Below are 21,738 nucleotides of genomic sequence, written 5' to 3' on the forward strand. Positions count from 1 at the left end.
CTCGCGCTCCTAGAACCGATCCAGTTCGCCGTTGCGCCGATCGATGGCGTAGATGACTCCGATCGCGGCCGACCCGACCAGCACGCCGAGCGTCATCCACACCAGCAGGAATGGAATCGAGCCGAAGACGTAGTCGACCCGATTGACCAGAGGAATCGCCGCGATGCACCACACGGGAGGGATCGCGAGTAGAAGCCAGTGCCGGCGCCGTCGCGATGTGCGCCCGGCTTCGGGCGCTACCGATCGAGACATGGTAACTCCTGTCAGAACATTATTCATGTTCACTTCAAATGAATTTTCATCAGTCTGAGTGACCGTTACCACGTCGTCAAGCCGGGGAGGAGAGAATTTTTACCCGAAAGTCTTGCACATTGACAGTGACGACTGTTCACTGTGACTGACATTATCTGTGTTTTTCAGGTTGGAGGCGATTCGTGGATCCCCACCGGTTTCGGGCCCAGTTCCCCAGTTTGGTCGACACCACGCACCTTGCGTCGTGCAGCCAGGGCGCGATTTCCACCCAGGTCACCGCCGCGCTGGCCGAACTGGCCTACTTGCTGCGGGATCAGGGCGCGCCATGGGGACCGTGGATGACCGAGGTCGAGCGCCTGCGCGCCACGGTCGCGGCCTTCCTCAACGCGGACACAGCGGAGATCGCCCTCGTCCCCTCGGCCTCCCATGCCGCGTTTGCGGCGGCCACCGCGGTCGACTTCGGCAGCGACGGCGTGATCGTGTCGATGGGTGCGGAGTTTCCCAGCGTCGCGCAGGCGCTGCACGCGCAACGGCCAGCGCCGGGCCAGATGCGATGGGTGAGCCAGGACGCGATGCGCGCAGTCGGCGTGGTCGAGGCGTACCGCGCGCAGATCGATGACTCGACCCGGCTCGTGTCGATTCCGCTCGCGCTGTACACCGACGGGTCCCTGCAGCCGGTGAACGCGATCGCCGAACACGCGCGGGCAGTCGGTGCGCGGGTTCTGGTCGACGCGTACCAGGCCGCCGGCGTGTACCCGGTCGATGTAGCCGAGATCGACTGCGACTACCTGATCACTGGCACCCTGAAGTACCTGCTCGGCCTTCCCGGGATCGCGGTGCTGTTCGCCAGGTCCGGCGTGGAAGACCAGCACCCGCCACGGATGACGGGATGGTTCGGCCGGGTCGATCCGTTCGACTTCGATCCGACCAACCTCGACGTCCCCGTCGAGGCGCGACGGTTCGAGTCCGGCACTCCGGGCATTCCCGCGGTATACGCCGCGCGGGCCGGAATCGAGGTGCTCGATCAGATCGACCCGATCACCCGATGGAAACACGTCGAGAGCCTGGCCGCCGAAACCACCGCTCGGCTGACCGAGGCGGGCGAGACCCTGAGCCTGCCCGCACCCGACGCCCGGCCCGGCCCGCAGGTGGCGATAGTCGATGCGGTTCCGGAGGCGTTGACCGACTTTCTCGCTCAGCGCCGGATCGTCACCGCTCCACGCGGTTCGATCGTCCGGATTTCCTTCCACTACTACAACACCACTGACGACATCGACCGGCTGTGCGCGGCGATCGAGGACTACCGGAGGCAGGCATGACCACCCGCACGAAACTGGTCGCCGCCCGACTTCTGACCGACGCCGAGGCGCCGCTGATCCATGACGCGGCCGTGTGTGTCGAAGGCGGCACCATCACCTACGCCGGTCCGCGCGGTTCGGCGCCGACCAGCCCCGACACCGACGAGACGATCATCGATCTCGGCGACACCACCATGATGCCGGGATTGATCGACTGTCACATCCACCTCTGCCAGGACCCGGCCTCCGGCGAGATCACCCTCGAAATGTCCACCGACGACGACGCGCTGCGCCGACGGATGGTGACCAACGCGCGGCGACTCCTCGATGTCGGCGTCACCACAGCCCGCGACCTCGGCTCGCCCGGCGCGCTGGGCACCGACGTGCGCGACCTGCTGACCACCTTGCCGCACGCGACGCCACGACTGCTCGCGGCGAACGCGCCGATCACCGTCACCGGAGGCCACGCCGCGTCGATGGGCGGCGTCGCCGACGGCGTGGACGAGATCCGAGCGGAGGTACGTCGGCACGCCGAACAAGGCGTGGACCTGATCAAAGTGATGACCACCGGCGGGTTCATGACGCCGGGCAGCCACCCCTCCCAAGCCCGCTACACCGTCGACGAACTGAGCGCGCTCGTGACCGAAGCGCACGCCCACGGGCTTCCCGTCACCACCCACGCGCTGGGTATCGAGGGCATCGAACGGGCCGTACTCGCCGGAGTCGATTGCATCGAGCACTGCGGCTGGGTCACCACCGACGGCACCCAGTTCGATCCCCGGATCGCCGGCATGATCGTCGAACGGGGAATCGCCGTCAGCCCCACGATGAACAGCGCCTGCACCGCCGAGCACTACATGTGCCCCTGGGATGAACGTGACGCCGTGGTCGGCAATCTGCGCAAACTCGTCGGGCTCGGCGCGACCCTGGTCGCCGGGACCGATGCCGGAATTCCACTGGTGTACTTCGAACAGTACGCCGACTGCCTGGACACCTTCCTCGAAGCGGGCATGACCCCGAGGCGAGCGATCGCGAGCGCCACCCACATCGCCGCCGAGGTCTGCGGTCTCGACGATGTCACCGGGCGGCTGCGGCCCGGCCTGAGCGCCGACCTGATCGCTGTCGACGGCGACCCCACGCAGAACATCGCCTCCCTGCACCACCCCCGTTTCGTCATGGCGGCCGGCCGCCGCCACGAGATACACGCAACCGAACTCGACAGCGGCTACTCCGCCACCCGCGAACGAATCCGGCGAGAACTCGAAAGGGGAGCAGGCCGCCACACCTCCACGGGCACTGAATGATGGAGGCGTTTCATTCGCCTCGGCGGTGGCCGCTCGTGAGTTCGGTTGTCAGCGTTCGAACACGATGACGACTGGGCCGGATCGCAGATCGGCACAGGCGGTCCGCGGATAAATCAGCGGATCGCATGGCGACTGCTGCACCGAAAGGTATTGGCAGCCCGCACACTACAAGCGGCGCCCTCCGAACCGCTCAGTTCCCAGATCAGGGAAGTAGGCCGAAGACACTCTGCTAGAGAACCGTTTCCGCATGTCATACCAGGTACAGGAGTAGGCGACCGAACGCCGCGTCGCGACCTGTCGGGTAGGTTTTGCTCACGATGATTGTGGGTAGTGCCGAAAGCGATCGGACGAAGGATAATTCGGGCGGCTGGTTCGCCAAGGTGCCACAGCGCGCCGGTTTTATCCGCACGATCACGTAAGGAGCACAGTGTGACGACGTCACTCCCGGTGAATCTCAAGCACGCCAAGGACATTCATCCTGGGATTGACGTACCGCTGTTACACGACGCCGTCCGGCCGGAGCGGACGCTGTGGTCGCCCGCGGAACTGCGCGAGCTGACCAGTGCGGTGGCCACCGAGTTGGCGACGCCACTGCGGGACATCGTGCGGTTCGACACCGAGCAGCGTTGGTGGGCCAGATTGGCGCTGACCATGGGCGTCGAGCTGTGGTTGCTGTCGTGGACGCCGGGACAGGGCACCGAACCGCACGACCACGGTGGCGCCGCCGGCTCGTTCACGGTGTTCCTCGGCGAACTCGGCGAGGAGTACCTGCACACTGGTGGGCCGGTGCAGTCGGCGCAATGGCAGGCCGGCAACTCCGTCGCATTCGGACCGGGCCGGGCACACCAGCTGCGCAACAACAGCTCGCGCCCGGCGGCGTCGATACACGCGTATTCGCCGCCGTTACGGCCGGTCCGCGAGTACCGCACGCTCACGGATTTCGCAGGCGTGTGAACGAGCGCGCGAACAGCGGCTACACCGTGGCGGGCATGATGGAGTTGCGCGTCGACGAGACGCCGTCGTCGAGTGCCGACAAGGAGCAATCATGAGTGCCGAAGAGTTGCTGGACCAGGCACGAGCGCAGCTGACCCGGGTCGACCCGGAGCAAACAGCAGCCTTGTTGGCCGACGGGGCGCTGGTGGTCGACATCCGGCCGCACGCGAACCGACTCGCCGAGGGCGAGATTGCCGGCGCCGTGGTGGTGGAGCGGATCGTGCTGGAATGGCGCCTCGACCCCACCGGCGACCACCGACTGCCGGGCCTGACCGCGGATACCCCGGTGGTGATCATGTGCAACGAGGGCTACGCGTCGAGTCTCGCCGCCGCCGATGCCCGCCGTATCGGGCTGCGCCACGCCACCGACCTGATCGGGGGGTTCCGAGCCTGGCGGGCGGCGGGATTGCCGGTAGTTGCGGGCGGATCGCCGGCGGTGCCGTAGTCGGGCTCGGTTGCCGCACTGGCCTTCGTCTCGTCAGCGGTCGCCGCAGCCAGGTCCGTGCAGGCCGACTTCGCGCAGAATGTGGGCCAGCGTATCGCGTCGACCCGGCGGATGTCACGGACGCGGTCGTGGAAACAAGACGATCCGGACCGGCACCTCGAGGGTGAGGTCGAACGCCGTCTTCTGTCGACCGGCAGTATCCCTCGGCTCATCGGCCGGTGAAGTCGGGCGGTCTGCGCTCCAGCATTGCCGCGACGGCCTCGCGGTGATCGTCGGTGTGATGGGCGATCGCCTGCATCGCCGCGGACAGTTCCAAGAGACTTTCCAGACTCTGCTGCTGACCCTCGCGCAGCAGTCGCTTGGTCATTCGCAGCACGTGCGGCGGGTTGGCGGACACCCGGGCGGCGAGCCGGTGGGCCGCGTCGAGCAGGACGTCGGGTTCGACGACCTGGGAGACCATGCCCCATTCGAGCGCGGTCTGCGCGTCGATCGGTTCACCGGTGAAGGCCATCTCACAGGCTCTGGCCATGCCGATCGCCCGCGGCAGCAGCCAGGCGCCGCCGTCACCGGGAATGATGCCGACCTTGATGAAGCTCTCGGCGAATGCCGCGGTGCTGGCGGCGATACGCATATCGCACATCAGCGCGAGATCGCAGCCCGCGCCGATGGCCGGTCCGTTGACCGCGGCGATGGTGGGAATCTCGCAGTGGTACAAGGCTTTCGGGATGCGCTGGATGCCGTGCCGGTACCCCTGACGCAGCTGCGCCGGTGTGCCGCCGAACATTCCGGCCCGATCGCGCATGTGTTTGACATTGCCGCCGGACGAGAACGCCGACCCGGCGCCGGTGAGAATCGCCGCCCGCAGGCTGTGGTCGCGATTGGCTGCCGTCACCGCGTCCTCGATAGCGGCGATGGTGTCGGATTCGGAGAGGGGGTTGCGCGCCGCGGGATTGTTCAGCGTCCACACGACGACATCACCACTGCGGTCGATCAGGATCGGTTCACTCATGGCCACCTCCAGGGGTTTCCTCTGACACTACGATCCGGATATCGACCGGAACCGTTCCGGACCTCGAGGCGATGACGGGGTTGAGATCGATGTCGGCTATCTCCGGGTGGGCGGCCACGAAATCGCCGACGCGCACGAGGAATCGGGCCAGCTGCTGGCGGTCCACCGCAGGGAGATGGCGGTAGCCGTCGAGCATGCGGGAGGCGATCGTCTCGCCGATCATCTCGTACGCCTCCAACTCGGTGAACGGCGCGGCCCGGAATGCGACATCCTGCCATGCCTCGACCATCACTCCGCCGCTCCCGAAGGCCACCACCGGTCCGAAGATCGGATCGCGCGTCGCACCGACGAGCAGCTCGACCCCGGCATCGGCCATCGGAGCGACGATGATTCCATCGATATGGGCTTCGGGCACGTGGGTTCGAACGGAATCGATGATCGCCTGGGCATGTCGAGCGGCGTCGGCGGCCACCACGCCGAGCCGGACCCCGCCGACGTCGGACTTGTGGATCACCTGCGCGGAAACGACCTTCAGCGCACAGGGACGTTGATAGTCGGCGACGGCCGCGACCACCTCCGTGACGGTAGCCGCGAAGCTCCAGGCGCCGACGTCGAATCCGGCGTCCTCGACCACCCGCCGTGCGGTCGGTTCATCGAGAAGTCCCGATCCCGACACGGGTGGGGCGGGAAGCGGCAGGACCAGCGAGGAGCGCTGCGCGGCATCGGCCAGCCTGCGTCCGCGCCGCTCCAACGCGACCACGGCCCGCACGGCGTGATCAATCGAAGCGAGTACCGGGACGCCACCTGCCCGTAGGCGGTCGTGATTGGCTATCTCGGCGCCGGCGTAACAGCTCTGAATCAGCAGGGGGACGCGGCGCTCGGTGACGAGCTCGAGCAAGCGGGCGGCCGCAGCGTCCTCGATCTCACGTAGCCCGGGGTCGAATCGCAGGTGGTAGCCGCCGTAGAGGCCGATGATCAGCACCAGGCCGACCTCGGGATCACGCATGAGCACGTCGGCGGCGTCGACGAACACCATCGGATCGGTGTCGGTAGCGCCCGCCACATCCACCGGATCGGTCACCGCAGCGGCGTCGCCGAGCAGTTGTCGTAGCCGCAGCCGAGTCTGCGCACCGAGCCCGGCCAGTTCGATGCCGCGAGCGGCAAGGGCATCGGCGGCCAGCGTCGCGTGGCCACCGCCATCGCTGAGTATCGCGACTTTGCACCCCTGGGCGATCGGAGCACAGGTGGCGAGGGCGCCTGCGACGACCGCGAGCTCGTCCGAGCGCTCGATCAGTTCCACTCCTGCCTGCCGCAGCACCGCCGTCGCCACCGCGTCCGACCCGGCGATCGAGCCGGTGTGCGAGCACGCGGCGCGGCGGCCGACTTCCGAACGTCCGCCGCGCAACACGGCGACCGGCGTATCCGGTACCGCGCGTGCGGCGGCGACCAGGAACGATCGGCCGTCGATGAATCCTTCGGAATGGATCGCCACCACGCCGGTGCCCGGGTGGCCGGCCAGTTCGGTGAGGCATTCGTCGTAGCGGACGTCGGCCTGGTTACCCAGCCCCACATAGGCATGGAAACCGGGGCCTCTGATCGCGCGATCGTCGTTGACCAGCGAGAGCAGCATGTTCCCGCTCTGCGTGATCACACTGATCGGACCGGGCGGAACGCCGTGGAGACCAACCAGATTCGCACCCGAGGAGACGTTGATCAGGCCCGAGGTATTGGGTCCGATGACCCTGATGCCGGTTTGCGCGATCACCGTCGACAGCGCGGCGGCGAGTTCGGCGCCGGCGTCCCCGAGCTCGCCGAAACCGTTGGCCAGCACGACAGCTCCGGCGATGCCGGCGGCGGAGCATCGACGCAGCGTGTCGGGAACGGCGGCCGCGGGCAGCGCGATCAGCGCGACGTCGACACCGTAGGGAAGCCGATCGATCGACGAGTACACATCGAGGCCGAGGATCTGCATCGCCGTCGGGTTGACCGGGTAGATGGGATGGGCGTAGCCGGATTGCTGGAGAGCGCGAATGGCGTGGAACCCTCGCTTGGCCACATTGGCCGACGCGCCGACGATAGCGATGGAATGCGGGTCCAACAGCCGCTCCAATGCGGTGCGAGCGGAGGTGTCGCGACCGAATCCGCGCTCGGCGATGCTGGTCATGCCTACTTTCCTTCGAAAGTGGGGGCGCGGCGTTCGGCGAACGCGGCGACGCCCTCGGCCCAGTCCCTGGTCGCCATCAATTCGAGAAGCTCCCGCGGCTCGGTGGCGAACGCGACATCGAGTGGATCGTTGCGGCGCAGTGCCGCTTTCATCCGGGCCACTGCCAGCGGCGCCTTCGCCGAGAGGGTTTCGGCCAGCTCGTTGGCCGACTCGAGCAGCAGGTCGGTGGCTGCCACGGAATGCGCCAGTCCCCAGTCGAGTGCCTCCTTGCCGGTGAATCGGTCCCCGAGAATCAGCAGGTCCGTGGCGCGACGCAGGCCGACCAGGCGCGGAAGGCGGTTGGTCACACCCCCGCCGACAAAGGTGCCGATGCTCACCTCGGGGAAGCCCATCTGCGCGTCCTCGGCCATGACGAGGAAGTCCGCGCTCACCGCCAGTTCGGCGCCGGCCCCTAGGGCGTAGCCATTGACCGCCGCCACCACCGGCGTTCCCATCGTCTGGATCTGTTCGCAGGCGCGCTGACCGAGGTCGAGGTAGCGCGCCTGCTCGGCGGGAGTCCTGGCGCCCGACTTGTGCGCCTTCAGGTCGGCGCCGACACAGAATGCCCGTCCGGTGCCGGTGAGAACGACACAGCGGATATCTGGATCGGAGTCGGCGGCAACCAGTTCGACGATCAGCACGCGATACAGCTCCTCATTGACCGCGTTCAGGCGTTCTGGGCGGTTGAGCGCAAGTGTCGCGACAGAACCGGATCTGTTGACCAGCACAGTCGACATGGGGCCTCACTTCTTCTTCCGGCATGGGAAATACGGTGCGGAGCAGGCGGATCAGTCGATCGCGAGCCACCGCGGCCGCCGCGGCCGGGTCCACCCGGTCACGGCCCGTCCCCACACTATGCCATAGAAATTGCATTACGTAACGTCTATGCAAAATCTATTGCTCACGCCGTGCCGACCGTGTTTCATGACACACAATCAGTTATCTGGGTCACAGCCCACAGCCACGGAAGAAGGCATCGTGCCCACCTCAGGGAATCTGCAGCACAGCATCAACACTCGCCAGTTGACGATGATCGGCATCGGCGGGGTCATCGGCGCCGGACTGTTCGTCGGCAGCGGCAAGGCGATCTCCGCGGTCGGACCGGGCATCGTCCTCGTCTATCTGTTCACCGGCCTGGTCATCATCCTGGTGATGCGCATGCTCGCCGAACTGGCCACGGCCAGCCCCGAGACCGGGTCGTTCTCCAGCTACGCCTCCCGCGAACTCGGTTCCTGGGCGGGGCTGTCGGTCGGCTGGGTCTACGCCTATCACTGGTGTGTCACCGTCGCTTTCGAGGCCATCGCCGGCGCGGCGATCGCCAATCAGCTATTGCCCGCGGTGCCGACCTGGCTGTTTTCCCTGATCTTCATGAGCGCACTGACCGGCGTGAACCTGGCGGCGGTGACCTCATTCGCCCGTTTCGAGTTCTGGTTCGCCATGATCAAAGTGATTGCGATCGTTGCCTTCATCGGAATCGGCATCGCCGCGGTCTGCGGACTGTTCCCGCACTTCCACACGCCAGGAACGGCGAACCTGCTCGGGAACGGCGGCCTGTTCCCGAATGGGCTCGCGCCCTTGCTGGTCGCATCGTTGACGGTCTTCTTCTCCTACTTCGGCACCGAACTGGTGACGATCGCCGCGGGCGAGGCGACAGATCCGGTCCAGGCGGTGCGCGCGAGCATGCGCAGCATCGCCGGACGCATCCTGGTCTTCTACGTCGGCTCCATTCTGGTCGTCGTCACGCTGTTGCCCTGGAACGCAACGCAAGTCACCGAGAGCCCCTATGCCGCGGTGCTGGACCTGCTGGGCGTTCCGGGTGTGCAGACGATCATGAATCTGATCGTGCTCACCGCCGTGTTGTCGTGCCTGAACTCGGGCCTGTACTCGTCTTCTCGGATGCTGTTCGCGCTGGCGCGGCGCGGTGAAGCCCCTCGCCTGCTCGGCACCACCGCCCGTTCCGGGGTGCCGGTCGCCGGTGTGCTCGCGGCCTCGAGTGCCGGATTCCTCGCGGTGGTGGCGAACTACTTCTTACCCACCGGAGCGGTTTTCACGTTCCTGCTCAGTTCCTCGGGCGCGATCGCGGTCGTGGTCTACCTGTGCATCTGCGCTACCCAGATCGTCGGACGCCGCACCAAGACCGAGGCGGAGATCGCCGAGCTGCCGGTGAAGATGTGGGGCGCCCCGTACCTGTCCTATGCGGTCGGAGTGATTCTGCTGGGCATCGTCTGCGGGATGGCGTCCACCTCCGACACTCGGACCCCGCTCGCCTTGACCCTGACGGTCACCGGTATCGCCGTCGGTGCGGGCCTGATTCATCAGCGTCGAACGACCGCGGTTGCGCTGGTGCCGGCGGAATAGGTCGGCGCGCCTTCGCTATTCGCCCGTGGTATCGGAGGCGTAGACGCCGAACTCGCCCAGCAGTTTCTCCTCTTCGAGCAGTGTCGCGCGCACCCGATGCCCGAGCAGATGGGCAACCTCGCCGGTCATCGCCTGGGCGAGGGAGGTGAACGCGGTCATCGAGCGCAGAACACTCGCGCTGGATGCCTCGATGTAGAACGTGTCGTGCGCCGACACCGCCAACGGCGAGACGGCGGTATCGGTCAACGCGATGACGTGCGCACCACGCTGTCGAGCCCACTGCGCGGCACGCACGGTATCGAGGCTGTAGCGATGGATCGACATCGCCACGAAGCAATCGCCCGCCCGCACCCGACGAAGTTCGTCGGTCAGGGATCCGGCGCTGGCATCGACCGTCGACACGTCCTCACGCAGCATGCCGAGCAAGTAGCTCAGCAGATACGCGGGCGCGTGGCATTTTCGCAACCCCATCACATGCACGCGGGGCGCATGGGCCAGCTGCTCGGCGACCGACTCCCACATCGCGTCATCGATGCGCGCGAACGTCCGGGCGATATTGGCCTGATCCAGCGCCACGGTGTGTTCGCGCAGGCCCGCCCCCTCGGCGGCAAGATGCTCGAGATTGTCGAAGCGGCGCAGCAATTGGGCCTGCTCCTGCAGCCGTTCCCGGCACAAACGGGTCAGCCCGGGATACCCCTTCAACCCTAACCCATTGGCAAAGCGAACAACCGTGGCCTCGTTGACTCCGACCGCGCTCGCGAGTTCGGAGACGGTCATGAACGCGACGGCTTCGGGATCCGACAGCACTCGCTGCGCGAGCTTCTTATGCGAGCTGGACAGCGCGTCCATCCGACCACGGAGTTCGATCACCAGCTCGTCGAAGGTCGCGGGGCCCGCAGCGGTCTCCGCATTCGTATCCACCGAGCCTCCTCCCGTCCACCCCAGGCGGTCCACCTCGCCAAGGCCGCGCTACACGCCAACTTATCCGATTACGCCGATCGCGCAGCCAACGGATCGCCGGGCACGCCACGATGTCAACAGTGAGCGATGAGACCCTTTCCTCGCGCTATAGCGGGATGCGGCCGTTCCCCTTGCATCCACCCCGGTCCACGTGTCCGACGAGGTACAGGTGCTGTTCGCCGCGGCGCTCGCTGTGAGCTACGGCGGCGACTGGAGTCGACCCGTTGGCCCGACGACGCCGTACGTTCCGCGGGCGGCGCTCGCCGAACATGCGGCATTGTCGACCTGATCGCGGTTCACCTCGTATGGAAAAGTCCTTCCCCTTCCGAGTCGGCGCGACTCGCCACTGTGAACGCGTCCAGGGCTTTCTTCTCGACAGCGGGAAGGCTGACTTCTCGAGCCCAGCACAATTCATAGACTACGGTCCAGTCTCGATTTCTCGGTTCGCGCCTAGGCCCGGAACTCCGGGCCGGACCAGCTCGATTGGCGCAGGCCGTTCGGCGTGAAAGCAGGAGGCACACCGACCAGGCACGCCGCACTTCACACTTCAGGACAGTTTCGCCGATTCCGGGGCCGCTCGAAGCCGATCCCCGGACATCGGTCCTTTACGCCTATCGACTCCCCTGCCGACCAGGTCGGCGGTGCAGGATTCCGCGGTGCGGTCGCCCAGCGGAAAAGCGATATCCGAAACCGCACGAAGATGTCGCGTCGGCACCGACCCTCCCACATCCTCAGCCTTCTATGAATTGACGATCAAGTTGATGCGAATAAACCAAGTACGGTCCAGCCAGTACGGGATCGAGCAATTCCCCATCCCCGAGCCGGACCTGCTCGAGGCGCTCGATACCTTCATCGCGGAAATGCGGACAGACGAACCCTATGTGCTGGGGTTCCCAGCCAATCTGGACTTCAGCTTCAGCAGGTTCGCCGGTCTGCTCGACATCTTCGTGAACAATGTCGGGGACCCGGACAGTCACGAGAAGTCAAATGTCAACGCCAAAGCAATGGAGCGTTCCGTGGTCGACTTCATAGCCGAACTCGCCAACGCGGACCCGCAGCAGGTTTACGGATATGTGGCCGGCGGCGGCAGTGAGGCCAATCTATTCGGGCTGGACCGCGGCTGCGCACTGCTTCCCGAAGCCAGGATCTACTGCAGTGCGGCGGCGCACTACAGCATTCACAAGAGCGCCCGGCTGATGCGCAAGGAAATGGTCGTCGTCGCCTGTGACGACCAGGGCCGGATCGACGCCGATGCCCTCGCCCGCGAATGCCGTGCCGACCCGGGCCGAGGCGCAGTCGTAGTTGCGACGATCGGCACGACCATGACCGGTGCGATCGACGATGTCGACGCGATCATCGGGGCCGGCGCGGCAGCGGGCCGAGTCTATGTTCATGTCGACGCCGCCCTCAGCGGGCTCATCGTGCCGTTCACCGCCGAGCAGGAGTCGTGGGGTTTCGCCCGGCGTGAAGTCGGCAGTGTCGCGATAAGCATGCACAAGGGTCTGGGCATGCCTGTGCCGTGCGCGCTGGCGCTGTGTCGGGCGGAACTGATCGACTCCACGGTCGGCGCCGAGTATGTCGGGGCCACCGACTCCACCCTCAGCTGCTCCCGCAGCGGACTGGCCAGCGCGCTGCTCTGGTACGCCTTGGCAGCCAAGGGAAAAGCGGGCCTGGAGCGCACCGCCCACCGGGCCCTCGACATGGCCGAGTACGCGACCAGGAAACTGGCCGATGCCGGGCTGCGTCCGACCCTGCATCCGGCATCGATCGTCGTTGTCTTCGACCGGCCCGCCGAGTGGATCTGCAGGAAATACCACCTGGCCACCGAGGGAAGCCTGGCCCATATCGTCACTGTGCCCCACGTGAGCGAACAGATCATCGATGAGCTGCACCGCGATGCACAACTCAGCCTGCGCTGACCTCGACGATCATCGACCGGATCGACGCCGCGACCCGACAGGTTCTGCTCGAGGGCTGACCAGCTGGGTCACCTGCCACATCCAGAGTTGAGGGGTCCAGGCTCGGGCTGCGGGGCATGATTTTCACCAGCTACAGATTCCAGTCGTCACAATTGCGCGTCGGCGGTCCGACGGCCCACGGGATGCCGCGGTTCCATTCCGGTCGCGGCAATATTGTGTTGTCCATCTGCCGGGCAAGGGCCACGATCTCGACATGGAAACCGGACTTCCCCGAGCGCTGGCGCCGGACGTTGCGCCGCCTGTCCGCGCGGACCTCGGCGACATCCTGATCCGCCGCTGGACGTCACAGGACCTGGTAGCCCAATTCGAGGCGATCACCGCGTCGTTCGACCACCTCCACGCATGGATGCCGTGGTTGACCGAGCCCAGGACGCTGGACCAACAGCGGGAGTTCAACCAAGCCGCTAGCGCGAACTGGCCCACCGACGAGGGCTTCAACTATGGCATCTTCGACTCCAGGGGAACTCTGCTCGGTGCGATCGGCCTACACGACCGAGTGGGACCCGCCACGTTGGAGATCGGTTATTGGTGCCACATCGCGCACACCGGCCGCGGGGTGATCACCCGGTCCGCCGCGAAACTGACCGAGACGGCGTTGAGTCTGCCCGGGATCAGTCGCGTCGAGATCCGCTGCGACGCAGCCAATACGCGCAGTTCTGCGGTCCCCCGCCGGCTCGGATACCGACTGGATCGGATCGTGCCGCGCGAACAGCGCGCGCCGGCCGAGTCCGGGCGCGGAATGGTATGGGTGACGGGCGATGGCATCGGGTGAATTCACTATGCAGACAACAGCTTCGGTCGAGCGCGAAGGTTTCGAGAGGCCATCCTCGAGTGCAGACATCAGTCGAGGGGCAGCCCCAACTCATTCACCAGTGCCAGCGCCTGCTCATCGTCGACGAGTACGTAATAGTTGGTCTCCGACTCATCGAGGTCGACCGACCGGAACGTCCTGTGGTCATCCACACCGGGCGGATTGAGATCGTCGATGTTGGCCAGGATGCCCATCTGGTCGAAATAGCCGTCGAAATCGTGTTCCAGTGACCATTCGACAACCGAGCCGTTGCAGACGAACCGAAGGATCTCCGCACCGTCCGGGTCGCTGCTCAGTTCGACATCCTCGACGACGACGGCCCCGCCGGTGCAAGCTGCCGCGTCACGCAACAGGTATTCGTAGCTGCCCTCCAGGTCGTCGACTTGGTCGCTGTGTACCCCGAACGCCACCCCGAAACACTCCAGTGCATCCGACAAGCCTTCGTCGTCCAGCTCGTAGTCCAGCCCGTCGTCGTCCAGCTCATCGATGTCGCGGAGCACACGGTGCGCGGTATCGGTCGAGATCATGCCAAGCGAAATCAATCGCTCGGCCAGGGTGTTGAATGTCGCGTTGCGCGCCGTCGTCACCACCGCAGCCTGACAGCTTCGACGCGGCGACCGCAAGCCGTGATCATGCCGTGGCGACCGACAGGCCAGCCCGTAATGTACCGATCATGGTGCCCACCGAGAACTCCGAGTTGGTGCAGTCGGTCGTGGAGTCGTGTTTGCTGGACGGACCGCGACGGTATAACCGCGCCGAGGTCGCCGAGCGGACCGGGACAACCGAGGCACTGACCCGGCGGCTGTGGATGGCACTCGGTTTCCCCGCCAGCGTGGACGCGGAAGCGATCGACTACACCGACGCCGACGTCGCCGCGGTCGGCAACTTCCAGCGGCTGAATGTCTTGTCCTCGGCCGACAAACGGCAGCAGGCGGCCACCGCGCGGACGCTCGGGCAGGGCATGGCGCGCCTGGCGGAATGGCAGGTCGATGTGGTGCTCGCAGAGGTCGCCGGACGTATCGCCGAGGCCGAACCGGACGCCGACCCGGCCGAGACGGTGCGCGCCGCGACCGTGAGCGCCCTCGCCACGCTGGAGCAGCTGAACACCTACGCCTGGCGTCGGCATCTCGCTGCGGCGGTGTCCCGTTCGCTGGACCCCGCGACCACGGCCGGCGAGTCGGTTCGTGAGCTGGCCGTCGGCTTCGCCGACATGGTCGGCTACACCCGACTGACCAGGCACCTGCACCCCGACGAACTGTCCATGCTGCTGGAGGCATTCGAGTCCACCACCACTGCCGCCATTACCGAGAACGGCGGGTGGGTGGTCAAGAATGTCGGCGACGAAGTGATGTTCGCCGCGGCGAATGCCGCTGACGCCGCCCGAATCGCGCTGGCTATCCAGGAGTCGACCATGATGGTCGGCGGCACGCCGGAGCTGCGCGTCGCCCTCGCCTACGGTCCGGTGCTGCAACGGTTCGGCGACCTGTACGGCTCGGTGGTGAACATCGCGTCCCGGCTCACCGGAGTCGCGCAACCCGGCACCGTGCTGGTCGACGACATCGCCGCCGACGCGCTGGCGGACGATTCGGAGTTCAGCATCAAGAACCTGCGCAGCGTCCGAGTACGCGGCTTCACCCGGCTCCGTCCACACGTGCTGCGCCACAGCAGCACGAGCACCTAGGTTCCGCGGCGCGCACGTGCCAGGCCCCCTAGGCTCGTCCAGGTGGAGAAGGACTGGTCACAGTTGCGCGCGCATTCCCTCGTCGAGGAGGACGCGGCGATTCTGGCGTTGCACAAACCTGCCGGAATATCCGTCACCGGCGAACGCCACGACACCGACATCGTGCAACTCGCGGCCGCGGCGGGCGAGCCGCTGTATCCGGTGCACCGGATCGACAAGGCGACCTCCGGCCTGATCCTGTTCGCCAAGGAACTCGGCGCGCATGGCGAGCTGACCAGGCAGTTCAACAAACAGACCGCCGAAAAGGCGTACCTGGCCGTCGTCGCGGCCACCGGAGTTCCGGACACCGGCGTGATCGATCTCCCCTTGAGTATCGGGCGCAAGAACAGGGTGCGGATCGCGGCGCCGCGCGAGCGCATCCGGCACGAGTCGGACCGGTGGTTCGTCGACCAGGCCGACCTGCTCGATGCCAAGAACTATCCGTCGGTGACCCGGTTCGCCACCGTCCACCGCGCCGACGAACACACTGTCCTCGCGCTGCGCCCGATCACCGGCCGTCGCCACCAGATCCGCGTGCACCTGGCCTGGGTCGGCTACCCGATCGTCGGGGACCCGCTGTTCGACAAGTCCGACCGGTACGACCGGACCTACCTGCACTCCTGGCAGCTCGGCCTGGCCGCATCCTGGCGCACACCACCGGAACTGGCGCTACGAGCGACACCTGGTCCCGACTTCTGGCGACCGGTGCCGGCCGATTCGGACACCGCGGAAGCGATTCTCGAGCGTGCCGCCGCCCTGCTGCCCGACAACGAATCACCGCTCCACGCCAGCGATTAGGCGACTATTCCGGCCAGTTCGGCGAGCGGCCGAGCAGCGCCACGATGTCGTCGAGCGGGGATTCGCCGGACCAGGCGACTACTGGGGCGAACGGGGATCCGGGGGCCAGACGCGCCGTGCCGCGGGGAACGGCTTCGGCTATCGGCAGGGCGGCGGCGAGCAGGACGTCGTCGAAATCGACTGCGCGGCCGATAGTTCGGGCTACGTCCCACGAGTGCACGACGTAGTCGATGAAGTGGAAACCGACAGCCTGGGCTCCGGAGACTTCGAAGGATCTGGCGACCCCCGGCAGGGGGAACATCCGATCGAGGACATCGCCCCCGGCGAAGGCTTCGAGCACATGTTCGGCTGCCGCGCGGTAGTCCGCCACCGGATCCGCACCCAGCAAACGCGGCTGCCACAGCGCCGGATCGCCTTCACCACGAGAAGCGGCCGCGAAACCGTAGTGCTGGGCGATCATGTGCGCCAGCAGGCCGTGCAGGGTCCAGCCCCTACAAGGCGTCGGCTCGGCGAGATCCGCCGCGGTGACGTGCGATACCACGTCGATGCTGACCCGGACCGCTTGCGCGTCGAGCGCGACCAGATCACGCGGGACTTGCCGTGGGTCGACTCCGTGCACCTGAGCGGTGACCGCGCTGTTGTCGGAATGGAGGGTCATGTCAGTCCTCTCGATATGCGGGGCAGCACCCTGCCCGAACGGCGTGGCCGAGACCGCCGTAATCCCGACGCCCTCGGCTCATATAGTAAGCGCTTGCTTATCATAAGCAAATGCATATCGTATGCCAAGCAGTATTTTCTACTCATGTCGGCAGTGCAGCGCCCCGATCTCGCCACGATGATCGCGCCGCTCGGCCGTGCCCTCATCGCGGCGGAACTGCCCATACTCGAGCGCAACGGTTTGACCATGTGGGGATACGCAGTGCTGCTCGGCCTCGGCGACGAGCCCGTTTACACCCAGGCCGCACTGGCCAAGAAGATCCACGCGGACAAAACCCGCATCATCGGCGTGCTCGACGAACTCCAAGAGCGCGGACTCATCGGCCGCGACGCCGATCCCGTCGACCGCCGCGCCCGCCTGGTGTCGCTCACCGAGGCGGGCCGGGCACTGCGCGATCGCGCGCAGCGCGATATCCAAGCACACGAGGATCGACTACTCGAGCAGCTCACCCCCGCGGATCGGCGCGCATTCCTGCGCGCCCTGTACACCCTCTCTGTCGCGGTCACCGAGCAATCGCAGTAGACCCGGTCACCTACACCATCGACGCGGCACCCGCATCCCGTTGCCGCGAGACCAGCCGAACGCCATGGCGGCGTCCACTGAACCACCGGGCTGCTCCCGTTCGGTGGCGAGCCTCATAACGACGCGGAAGACGCAGCTCATCTAGCCTGATGACGTGCCACGGATGCGACGTGAGCACACTGCGGCGCACGAAACGATCCCCTAGCGAAGGTGAACGCCGATGATCCTGGTGGCTCAGGTCAGCGACACCCACTTCGATGTCGGCACCCGCAACGCCGAACGTGTGCGGCGGGTCATGGCTTTCCTCGCCGACCTGCGTCGCAGGCCGGACGCCGTCCTGGTGACCGGCGACATCACCGAGTCCGGTGCGCCGGAGCAGTACACCGCGGCCAAGCGCACCTTCGACACCGATATCCCGGTGTACGCCATCCCCGGCAACCACGACGACCGCGCGAGCTTTCGCACCGCGCTGCTCGGCGAACCCGCTTCGGACGCGCCGGTCAACCACGCCCATCGAGTCGGCGACCTCACCGTCGTCCTGCTGGATTCGAGCATCCCCGGCGAGCCCGGCGGCCGGCTCACCGACGAGACCTATGACTGGCTGCGCGGCGTGCTCGCCGCGGCGCCGGACCGCAAACCGGTCCTGCTCGCGTTGCACCATCCGCCCGCACACCTGTTCAGCCCGGTCGTCGACGAGATCTCGCTCGCCGACCCGCAGCAGTTCGCGGACCTGGTCGCGGGCGACGACCGTATCATCGGCGTGCTCACCGGGCATGCGCACTCGGCGGCTACCACGATGTTCGCCGGGCGCCCCTTGCTGGTGGCCCCGAGTACCGCGTCGGTGCTGGGCGGCGACTGGGAACTCGAACTGCCCGACCATGTCATGGACTATGCGCCGGACCCGGCGGTCACCCTGCACGTCATCGATGAGAACCACCGCCTGACAACCCATTTCCGCACGGTACCGATGGGCGGACGGATCGGGGTACAACCGGACTGAACCGGTTTACCCACCGGAAGGCCGGGCAATCGGGAGACATCAGCGATGTCTACCACGGAGGTCCCGCCATGGTCGACCTGCCAGCCGCACTGGTGAAAGGCGTGTTCGCGACCGGAGCGCGGATCCGGCACGCGCGGGTGTTCCATCCCGATGGCCTGCATCTGTCCGGCCGACTGCACGCGGAGACCGAATTCGAACCCCTCTTCGGCAGCGGAGAACGCGCCGTTATCGCGCGACTGTCCAAGGGGGCGGGCATTCCGGCGGGTCTGCCCGATGTCCTCGGATTCGCGTTCCGGGTCCTCGACCGCGACAACGAACCCTGGGACTTCGCCATGGCCACGACCGGCCTCGGGCTGGTGAGCCGATTCGTGATCACGCCCGCCCGCGGCTGGGCCAGCGCCCGATACGGCACCCTGATGCCCTATCAGGTCGGGAAGTCCATGCCGACCTGGTTCTTCGCCGAGCCGGACGCCGGCCAGCCGAGGTCGGCGTCGCTGGACGCGATGAACACGCACCTACGCGAACACATGGTGACCTTCACCCTCACCGCGAGCGGCATCGGCACGTCGTCGCGGCGGATCGCCGAACTCACGCTGCGCCACGAGGAGCCCGCCGAACACCGCACGGACTATTTCGATCCCATGCTCAACCGCCCGCCCGAGGTTCAGCTGTTCCCCCCGGCCATCGGCAGAATCCGCGAACTGGCATACACCGGTAGTCGGAAGGGACGCGGCGAAGCGACCTAACCACGGCCTGCGCGTTCGCGGCGGTAGGCCGCGGGAGTAGCTCCGGTCCACCGCTTGAAGGCGTAGATGAACGTGGACGCCTCCGCGTAGCCGAGGCGAATGGCGACGTCGCTCACCGAAAGCGGGGTAGCGGTGAGCATTTCCTCGGCCAAGGCACGTCGAACTTCGTCCAGCAGGGCACGATAGCTGGTCCCCGCCGCGTCGAGGCGCCGACGCAAGGTGCGCGTGCTCATAGTGAGATCGCTTGCCACGGCGTCGATCCCGGGCGGCGCGATGAATCCGTCGACACCGCCGCGCGGCACGAGACGCTCCCGAACCTCGGCGGCGATGCCGGTGCGAGCCCTACGCCGGTGCACCAGGTCCCGGCACTGCGCAAGGCACATCGCCCAGGTGTGTTCATTGGCTTGCGGTAACGGCTGCTTCAGCAGCACCGGGTCGATAGCGAACAGGTTGTGCGGCATGTCGAATCGCGGCCGCACCACCGTGATCCGCTCGATCCGGTCGGCATGGTCAGGTACCGGAAAACGAAATTCGGCCCTGGTCAGTGGCAGGTGCGTACCGAGCAGGTCGCTCATCACCTGATGCATCGCGGTCACGTCCCGCTCGACCAGGAACTGCCGCACGTCGACGGGTACGGACTCGTCGTGCACCCACGCGAGGAACTCACCGTCGCCCCACTCCACGACCGGCAGGCAGAAGGTGAAACTCAGGTCCAGGAAACGCAGCGCGAACCTGATCGCCGCCGCCAGCGTCGGGCTGCTGACGCACGCGAAGCCGAAGATGCCGAACGTGGTGATCCGATAGCGGCGGCCGACCTCGACACCGAGCGCGGGCTGGTCCGGCAGCGCTCGGACGAGATTGCGGACCACCGCGAGTTCGGCGTGCGCGTCGATCTGCGCGTCGGGGTCGTGCAGCTGCCGCTCGGTGAGCCCGGTGGCGTGCAGCATGCGTGCGGTGTCCACGCCGCACTCGGCCGCGTAGTCGACCATCAGCGCCGCGCTCGCGACACCGCGCGGAAAGTTCCAATCGCGGATTTCCGGATCCTGCGCCCGCTCCACGCGGTCATTATGGCCGAAATTCTCGATAGCACGGTCGAAGGCACCTAGAGTGGAGTCATCTACGGTCCAGCGAGGAGCGCGAGATGACAGCGGGCAATCGGCCGACGATCCTCATCATCGGCGCCGGCTTCGGCGGCATCAGCATGGCGGTCGAACTGCGACGCAACGGTTTCGACGACATCACCATCCTGGAGCGCGCCGCGGACCTCGGCGGGGTGTGGCGGGAGAACACCTACCCCGGCGCCGCGTGCGATGTGCCGTCACCGCTGTACTCGTTCTCGTACGAGCCCAAACCGGACTGGCCGCAGCGCTACTCCGGACAGGTCGCCATTCACGACTACCTGCGCGACGTCGCCCAACGCCACGGCGTGCTCGACACGATCCGGTTCGACACCGGCGTCACCGACGCGGAGTTCGACGACGCTACCGGCCGCTGGACGGTGCGCAGCACCGACGGCGACACCCGGATCGTCGACATCGTGATCTCCGCGGTGGGCCAGCTGTCCCGCCCGGCGATGCCGAGCATCCCCGGCGTCGACACCTTCACCGGCCCGTCGTTCCACTCGGCGGAATGGGACCACGACGTCGTCCTCACCGGCAAACGCGTCGCCTGCATCGGCACCGGGGCCAGCGCCATCCAGTTCATCCCGGAAATCCAGCCCGAGGTCGCCCACCTCACCCTGTTCCAGCGGACGCCCGCCTGGGTGGTCCCGAAGTTCGATACCGAGTACTCCCCGATCCAACATCGCCTGTTCGCGCGGGTGCCCGGAGCTCTGCTGATCGAGCGGTTCGGATGGTGGTCGATCTCGGAGTTCCTCTCACTCGGACTGGTCGAGGTCCCCGCGATCGCGCGGCTGGTGACACACATCGCGTCCCGGCATCTGGCCAGGCAAGTCAAGGATCCGCGGCTGCGGGCGGCACTCGCCCCGGACTATCCCGTCGGCTGCAAACGAGTGCTGTTCTCCAACGAGTACTACCCGGCGCTGACGCAGCCGAACGTGCACGTGGAAACCACCGCGATCACCGAGATCACGGCGCATGGCGTACGCACAGCCGACGGCGTCGTGCACGACACCGACGTGCTCATCTACGGCACGGGATTCAAGGGCACCGAATTCCTCTGGCCGATGAACATCTACGGCAGCGCGGGCCGCAAGCTGTCGGACGCCTGGGCAGACGGAGCGCACGCCTATTACGGCATCTCGGTGCCGAATTTCCCCAACTTCTTCGTGGTCTACGGTCCGAACACCAACCTCGGAGTGGGCTCGATCATCTACATGATCGAGTCGCAGACCCGCTACATTCGGCAGGCCGTCCAGTTGCTCGCCGAGCGCCCCGGCCACTGCCTCGATGTGCGCGCGGACCGCGAGGCGACCTTCAACACCGCGCTGCAACAGCGCCTTGCCCGCACCCCGTGGAACTTCTGCTCCAGCTGGTATCGCAACTCCGCGGGCCGGATCACCAACAACTGGCCCGGCTCGCAGACCAGCTACCGCAAATCCGTCCGAAAGCTCGACCCCACCGCCTACACCCTCACCCCGGTCGCCTGACCCGTGGCACACCA

The 21,738-nt window shown here is 66.6% G+C and carries 22 protein-coding genes; 14 read left to right on the top strand and 8 right to left on the bottom strand.

Features of this window, described 5'->3' with window-relative positions; translation table 11 throughout:
- Positions 1-9: 9 nt before the first annotated feature.
- Positions 10-252 carry a DUF3311 domain-containing protein gene (locus tag AB0B25_RS10055; RefSeq protein WP_357176874.1) on the bottom strand — a complete coding sequence of 81 codons (243 nt, stop codon included), beginning with the start codon at positions 250-252 and terminating at the stop codon, positions 10-12.
- 182 nt (positions 253-434) lie between these two features.
- Between AB0B25_RS10055 and AB0B25_RS10060 the strand changes: the two genes are divergently transcribed.
- From AB0B25_RS10060 to AB0B25_RS10075, 4 genes are all read left to right on the top strand, one after another.
- Positions 435-1,571 carry an aminotransferase class V-fold PLP-dependent enzyme gene (locus AB0B25_RS10060; RefSeq protein WP_357176875.1) on the top strand — a complete coding sequence of 379 codons (1,137 nt, stop codon included), beginning with the start codon at positions 435-437 and terminating at the stop codon, positions 1,569-1,571.
- Positions 1,568-2,854 (top strand): amidohydrolase family protein, encoded by a 1,287-nt coding sequence (locus tag AB0B25_RS10065; protein ID WP_357176876.1) that lies wholly within the window; start codon positions 1,568-1,570, stop codon positions 2,852-2,854. Before AB0B25_RS10060 ends, AB0B25_RS10065 begins: the two co-directional genes overlap by 4 nt.
- Positions 2,855-3,283: 429 nt before the next feature.
- The gene (locus AB0B25_RS10070) at positions 3,284-3,808 is read left to right on the top strand and encodes a cysteine dioxygenase family protein (protein WP_357176877.1); all 525 of its coding nucleotides are present in this window, start codon (positions 3,284-3,286) and stop codon (positions 3,806-3,808) included.
- A gap of 91 nt (positions 3,809-3,899) precedes the next feature.
- Complete coding sequence (locus AB0B25_RS10075; protein ID WP_357176878.1) at positions 3,900-4,292, top strand: rhodanese-like domain-containing protein; 393 nt, start codon at positions 3,900-3,902, stop codon at positions 4,290-4,292.
- A 208-nt stretch (positions 4,293-4,500) separates the two neighbouring features.
- Here the strand turns inward: AB0B25_RS10075 and AB0B25_RS10080 are convergent, their stop codons facing one another.
- Genes AB0B25_RS10080 through AB0B25_RS10090 form a run of 3 tightly spaced genes read right to left on the bottom strand, consistent with a single transcriptional unit; the run spans position 4,501 to position 8,241 of the window.
- Complete coding sequence (locus tag AB0B25_RS10080; RefSeq protein WP_357176879.1) at positions 4,501-5,301, bottom strand: crotonase/enoyl-CoA hydratase family protein; 801 nt, start codon at positions 5,299-5,301, stop codon at positions 4,501-4,503.
- Positions 5,294-7,465: an acetate--CoA ligase family protein gene (locus AB0B25_RS10085; RefSeq protein WP_357176880.1), complete on the bottom strand. Its 2,172-nt coding sequence runs from the start codon at positions 7,463-7,465 to the stop codon at positions 5,294-5,296. Before AB0B25_RS10085 ends, AB0B25_RS10080 begins: the two co-directional genes overlap by 8 nt.
- 2 nt (positions 7,466-7,467) lie before the next feature.
- The gene (locus AB0B25_RS10090) at positions 7,468-8,241 is read right to left on the bottom strand and encodes an enoyl-CoA hydratase/isomerase family protein (RefSeq protein ID WP_357176881.1); all 774 of its coding nucleotides are present in this window, start codon (positions 8,239-8,241) and stop codon (positions 7,468-7,470) included.
- A 241-nt stretch (positions 8,242-8,482) separates the two neighbouring features.
- On the opposite strand from AB0B25_RS10090, the gene AB0B25_RS10095 reads away from it, so the two are divergent.
- Positions 8,483-9,862, top strand: coding sequence for an amino acid permease (locus AB0B25_RS10095; RefSeq protein WP_357176882.1), 1,380 nt, complete (start codon positions 8,483-8,485; stop codon positions 9,860-9,862).
- 15 nt (positions 9,863-9,877) lie between these two features.
- Here the strand turns inward: AB0B25_RS10095 and AB0B25_RS10100 are convergent, their stop codons facing one another.
- The gene (locus tag AB0B25_RS10100; RefSeq protein WP_357176883.1) at positions 9,878-10,783 is read right to left on the bottom strand and encodes a MurR/RpiR family transcriptional regulator; all 906 of its coding nucleotides are present in this window, start codon (positions 10,781-10,783) and stop codon (positions 9,878-9,880) included.
- A gap of 190 nt (positions 10,784-10,973) precedes the next feature.
- On the opposite strand from AB0B25_RS10100, the gene AB0B25_RS10105 reads away from it, so the two are divergent.
- The 3 genes from AB0B25_RS10105 to AB0B25_RS10115 all read left to right on the top strand — a co-directional run bounded on the left by AB0B25_RS10105 (position 10,974) and on the right by AB0B25_RS10115 (position 13,573).
- Positions 10,974-11,111, top strand: coding sequence for a hypothetical protein (locus tag AB0B25_RS10105; RefSeq protein ID WP_357176884.1), 138 nt, complete (start codon positions 10,974-10,976; stop codon positions 11,109-11,111).
- 457 nt (positions 11,112-11,568) lie between these two features.
- Complete coding sequence (locus tag AB0B25_RS10110; RefSeq protein ID WP_357176885.1) at positions 11,569-12,741, top strand: histidine decarboxylase; 1,173 nt, start codon at positions 11,569-11,571, stop codon at positions 12,739-12,741.
- Positions 12,742-12,994: 253 nt separating this feature from the next.
- Positions 12,995-13,573, top strand: coding sequence for a GNAT family N-acetyltransferase (locus AB0B25_RS10115; RefSeq protein WP_357176886.1), 579 nt, complete (start codon positions 12,995-12,997; stop codon positions 13,571-13,573).
- A 68-nt stretch (positions 13,574-13,641) separates the two neighbouring features.
- Here AB0B25_RS10115 and AB0B25_RS10120 read toward each other — a convergent pair whose 3' ends face one another.
- Positions 13,642-14,199, bottom strand: a complete 558-nt coding sequence (locus tag AB0B25_RS10120; RefSeq protein WP_357176887.1) for a hypothetical protein — start codon at positions 14,197-14,199, stop codon at positions 13,642-13,644.
- 86 nt (positions 14,200-14,285) lie between these two features.
- Between AB0B25_RS10120 and AB0B25_RS10125 the strand changes: the two genes are divergently transcribed.
- Together AB0B25_RS10125 and AB0B25_RS10130 are read left to right on the top strand one after the other, a co-directional pair.
- Positions 14,286-15,293: an adenylate/guanylate cyclase domain-containing protein gene (locus AB0B25_RS10125; RefSeq protein ID WP_357176888.1), complete on the top strand. Its 1,008-nt coding sequence runs from the start codon at positions 14,286-14,288 to the stop codon at positions 15,291-15,293.
- 42 nt (positions 15,294-15,335) lie between these two features.
- Positions 15,336-16,130 carry an RNA pseudouridine synthase gene (locus AB0B25_RS10130; RefSeq protein ID WP_357176889.1) on the top strand — a complete coding sequence of 265 codons (795 nt, stop codon included), beginning with the start codon at positions 15,336-15,338 and terminating at the stop codon, positions 16,128-16,130.
- A 4-nt stretch (positions 16,131-16,134) separates the two neighbouring features.
- Here AB0B25_RS10130 and AB0B25_RS10135 read toward each other — a convergent pair whose 3' ends face one another.
- Positions 16,135-16,788: a TIGR03086 family metal-binding protein gene (locus AB0B25_RS10135; protein WP_357176890.1), complete on the bottom strand. Its 654-nt coding sequence runs from the start codon at positions 16,786-16,788 to the stop codon at positions 16,135-16,137.
- Between the two features lie 144 nt (positions 16,789-16,932).
- Here AB0B25_RS10135 and AB0B25_RS10140 point away from each other — a divergent pair, with 144 nt between their 5' ends.
- From AB0B25_RS10140 to AB0B25_RS10150, 3 genes are all read left to right on the top strand, one after another.
- On the top strand, positions 16,933-17,370 hold the full coding sequence (locus tag AB0B25_RS10140; RefSeq protein WP_357176891.1) for a MarR family transcriptional regulator: 438 nt from the start codon (positions 16,933-16,935) through the stop codon (positions 17,368-17,370).
- A 220-nt stretch (positions 17,371-17,590) separates the two neighbouring features.
- Positions 17,591-18,370 (top strand): metallophosphoesterase, encoded by a 780-nt coding sequence (locus AB0B25_RS10145; protein ID WP_357176892.1) that lies wholly within the window; start codon positions 17,591-17,593, stop codon positions 18,368-18,370.
- 68 nt (positions 18,371-18,438) lie between these two features.
- Positions 18,439-19,116 (top strand): phosphodiesterase, encoded by a 678-nt coding sequence (locus AB0B25_RS10150; protein ID WP_357176893.1) that lies wholly within the window; start codon positions 18,439-18,441, stop codon positions 19,114-19,116.
- On the opposite strand, the gene AB0B25_RS10155 is transcribed toward AB0B25_RS10150, so the two are convergent.
- Positions 19,113-20,174: an AraC family transcriptional regulator gene (locus AB0B25_RS10155; protein ID WP_357176894.1), complete on the bottom strand. Its 1,062-nt coding sequence runs from the start codon at positions 20,172-20,174 to the stop codon at positions 19,113-19,115. The genes AB0B25_RS10150 and AB0B25_RS10155 overlap by 4 nt on opposite strands.
- Positions 20,175-20,257: 83 nt before the next feature.
- Between AB0B25_RS10155 and AB0B25_RS10160 the strand changes: the two genes are divergently transcribed.
- Positions 20,258-21,724 carry an NAD(P)/FAD-dependent oxidoreductase gene (locus AB0B25_RS10160; RefSeq protein WP_357176895.1) on the top strand — a complete coding sequence of 489 codons (1,467 nt, stop codon included), beginning with the start codon at positions 20,258-20,260 and terminating at the stop codon, positions 21,722-21,724.
- Positions 21,725-21,738: the final 14 nt, after the last annotated feature.

Origin of the sequence: Nocardia sp. NPDC049190, assembly GCF_040648115.1 — a bacterium.
In the GTDB taxonomy this organism is placed as follows: domain Bacteria; phylum Actinomycetota; class Actinomycetes; order Mycobacteriales; family Mycobacteriaceae; genus Nocardia.

What these genes read in the sequence shown, in the direction of transcription:
- AB0B25_RS10055 (WP_357176874.1), bottom strand. Translation starts at nt 252, where the DNA reads ATGTCTCGATCGGTAGCGCCCGAAGCCGGGCGCACATCGCGACGGCGC.
- AB0B25_RS10065 (WP_357176876.1), top strand. Translation starts at nt 1,568, where the DNA reads ATGACCACCCGCACGAAACTGGTCGCCGCCCGACTTCTGACCGACGCC.
- AB0B25_RS10075 (WP_357176878.1), top strand. Translation starts at nt 3,900, where the DNA reads ATGAGTGCCGAAGAGTTGCTGGACCAGGCACGAGCGCAGCTGACCCGG.
- AB0B25_RS10080 (WP_357176879.1), bottom strand. Translation starts at nt 5,301, where the DNA reads ATGAGTGAACCGATCCTGATCGACCGCAGTGGTGATGTCGTCGTGTGG.
- AB0B25_RS10085 (WP_357176880.1), bottom strand. Translation starts at nt 7,465, where the DNA reads ATGACCAGCATCGCCGAGCGCGGATTCGGTCGCGACACCTCCGCTCGC.
- AB0B25_RS10090 (WP_357176881.1), bottom strand. Translation starts at nt 8,241, where the DNA reads ATGTCGACTGTGCTGGTCAACAGATCCGGTTCTGTCGCGACACTTGCG.
- AB0B25_RS10115 (WP_357176886.1), top strand. Translation starts at nt 12,995, where the DNA reads ATGGAAACCGGACTTCCCCGAGCGCTGGCGCCGGACGTTGCGCCGCCT.
- AB0B25_RS10125 (WP_357176888.1), top strand. Translation starts at nt 14,286, where the DNA reads ATGGTGCCCACCGAGAACTCCGAGTTGGTGCAGTCGGTCGTGGAGTCG.
- AB0B25_RS10135 (WP_357176890.1), bottom strand. Translation starts at nt 16,788, where the DNA reads ATGACCCTCCATTCCGACAACAGCGCGGTCACCGCTCAGGTGCACGGA.
- AB0B25_RS10140 (WP_357176891.1), top strand. Translation starts at nt 16,933, where the DNA reads ATGTCGGCAGTGCAGCGCCCCGATCTCGCCACGATGATCGCGCCGCTC.
- AB0B25_RS10145 (WP_357176892.1), top strand. Translation starts at nt 17,591, where the DNA reads ATGATCCTGGTGGCTCAGGTCAGCGACACCCACTTCGATGTCGGCACC.
- AB0B25_RS10150 (WP_357176893.1), top strand. Translation starts at nt 18,439, where the DNA reads ATGGTCGACCTGCCAGCCGCACTGGTGAAAGGCGTGTTCGCGACCGGA.
- AB0B25_RS10160 (WP_357176895.1), top strand. Translation starts at nt 20,258, where the DNA reads ATGACAGCGGGCAATCGGCCGACGATCCTCATCATCGGCGCCGGCTTC.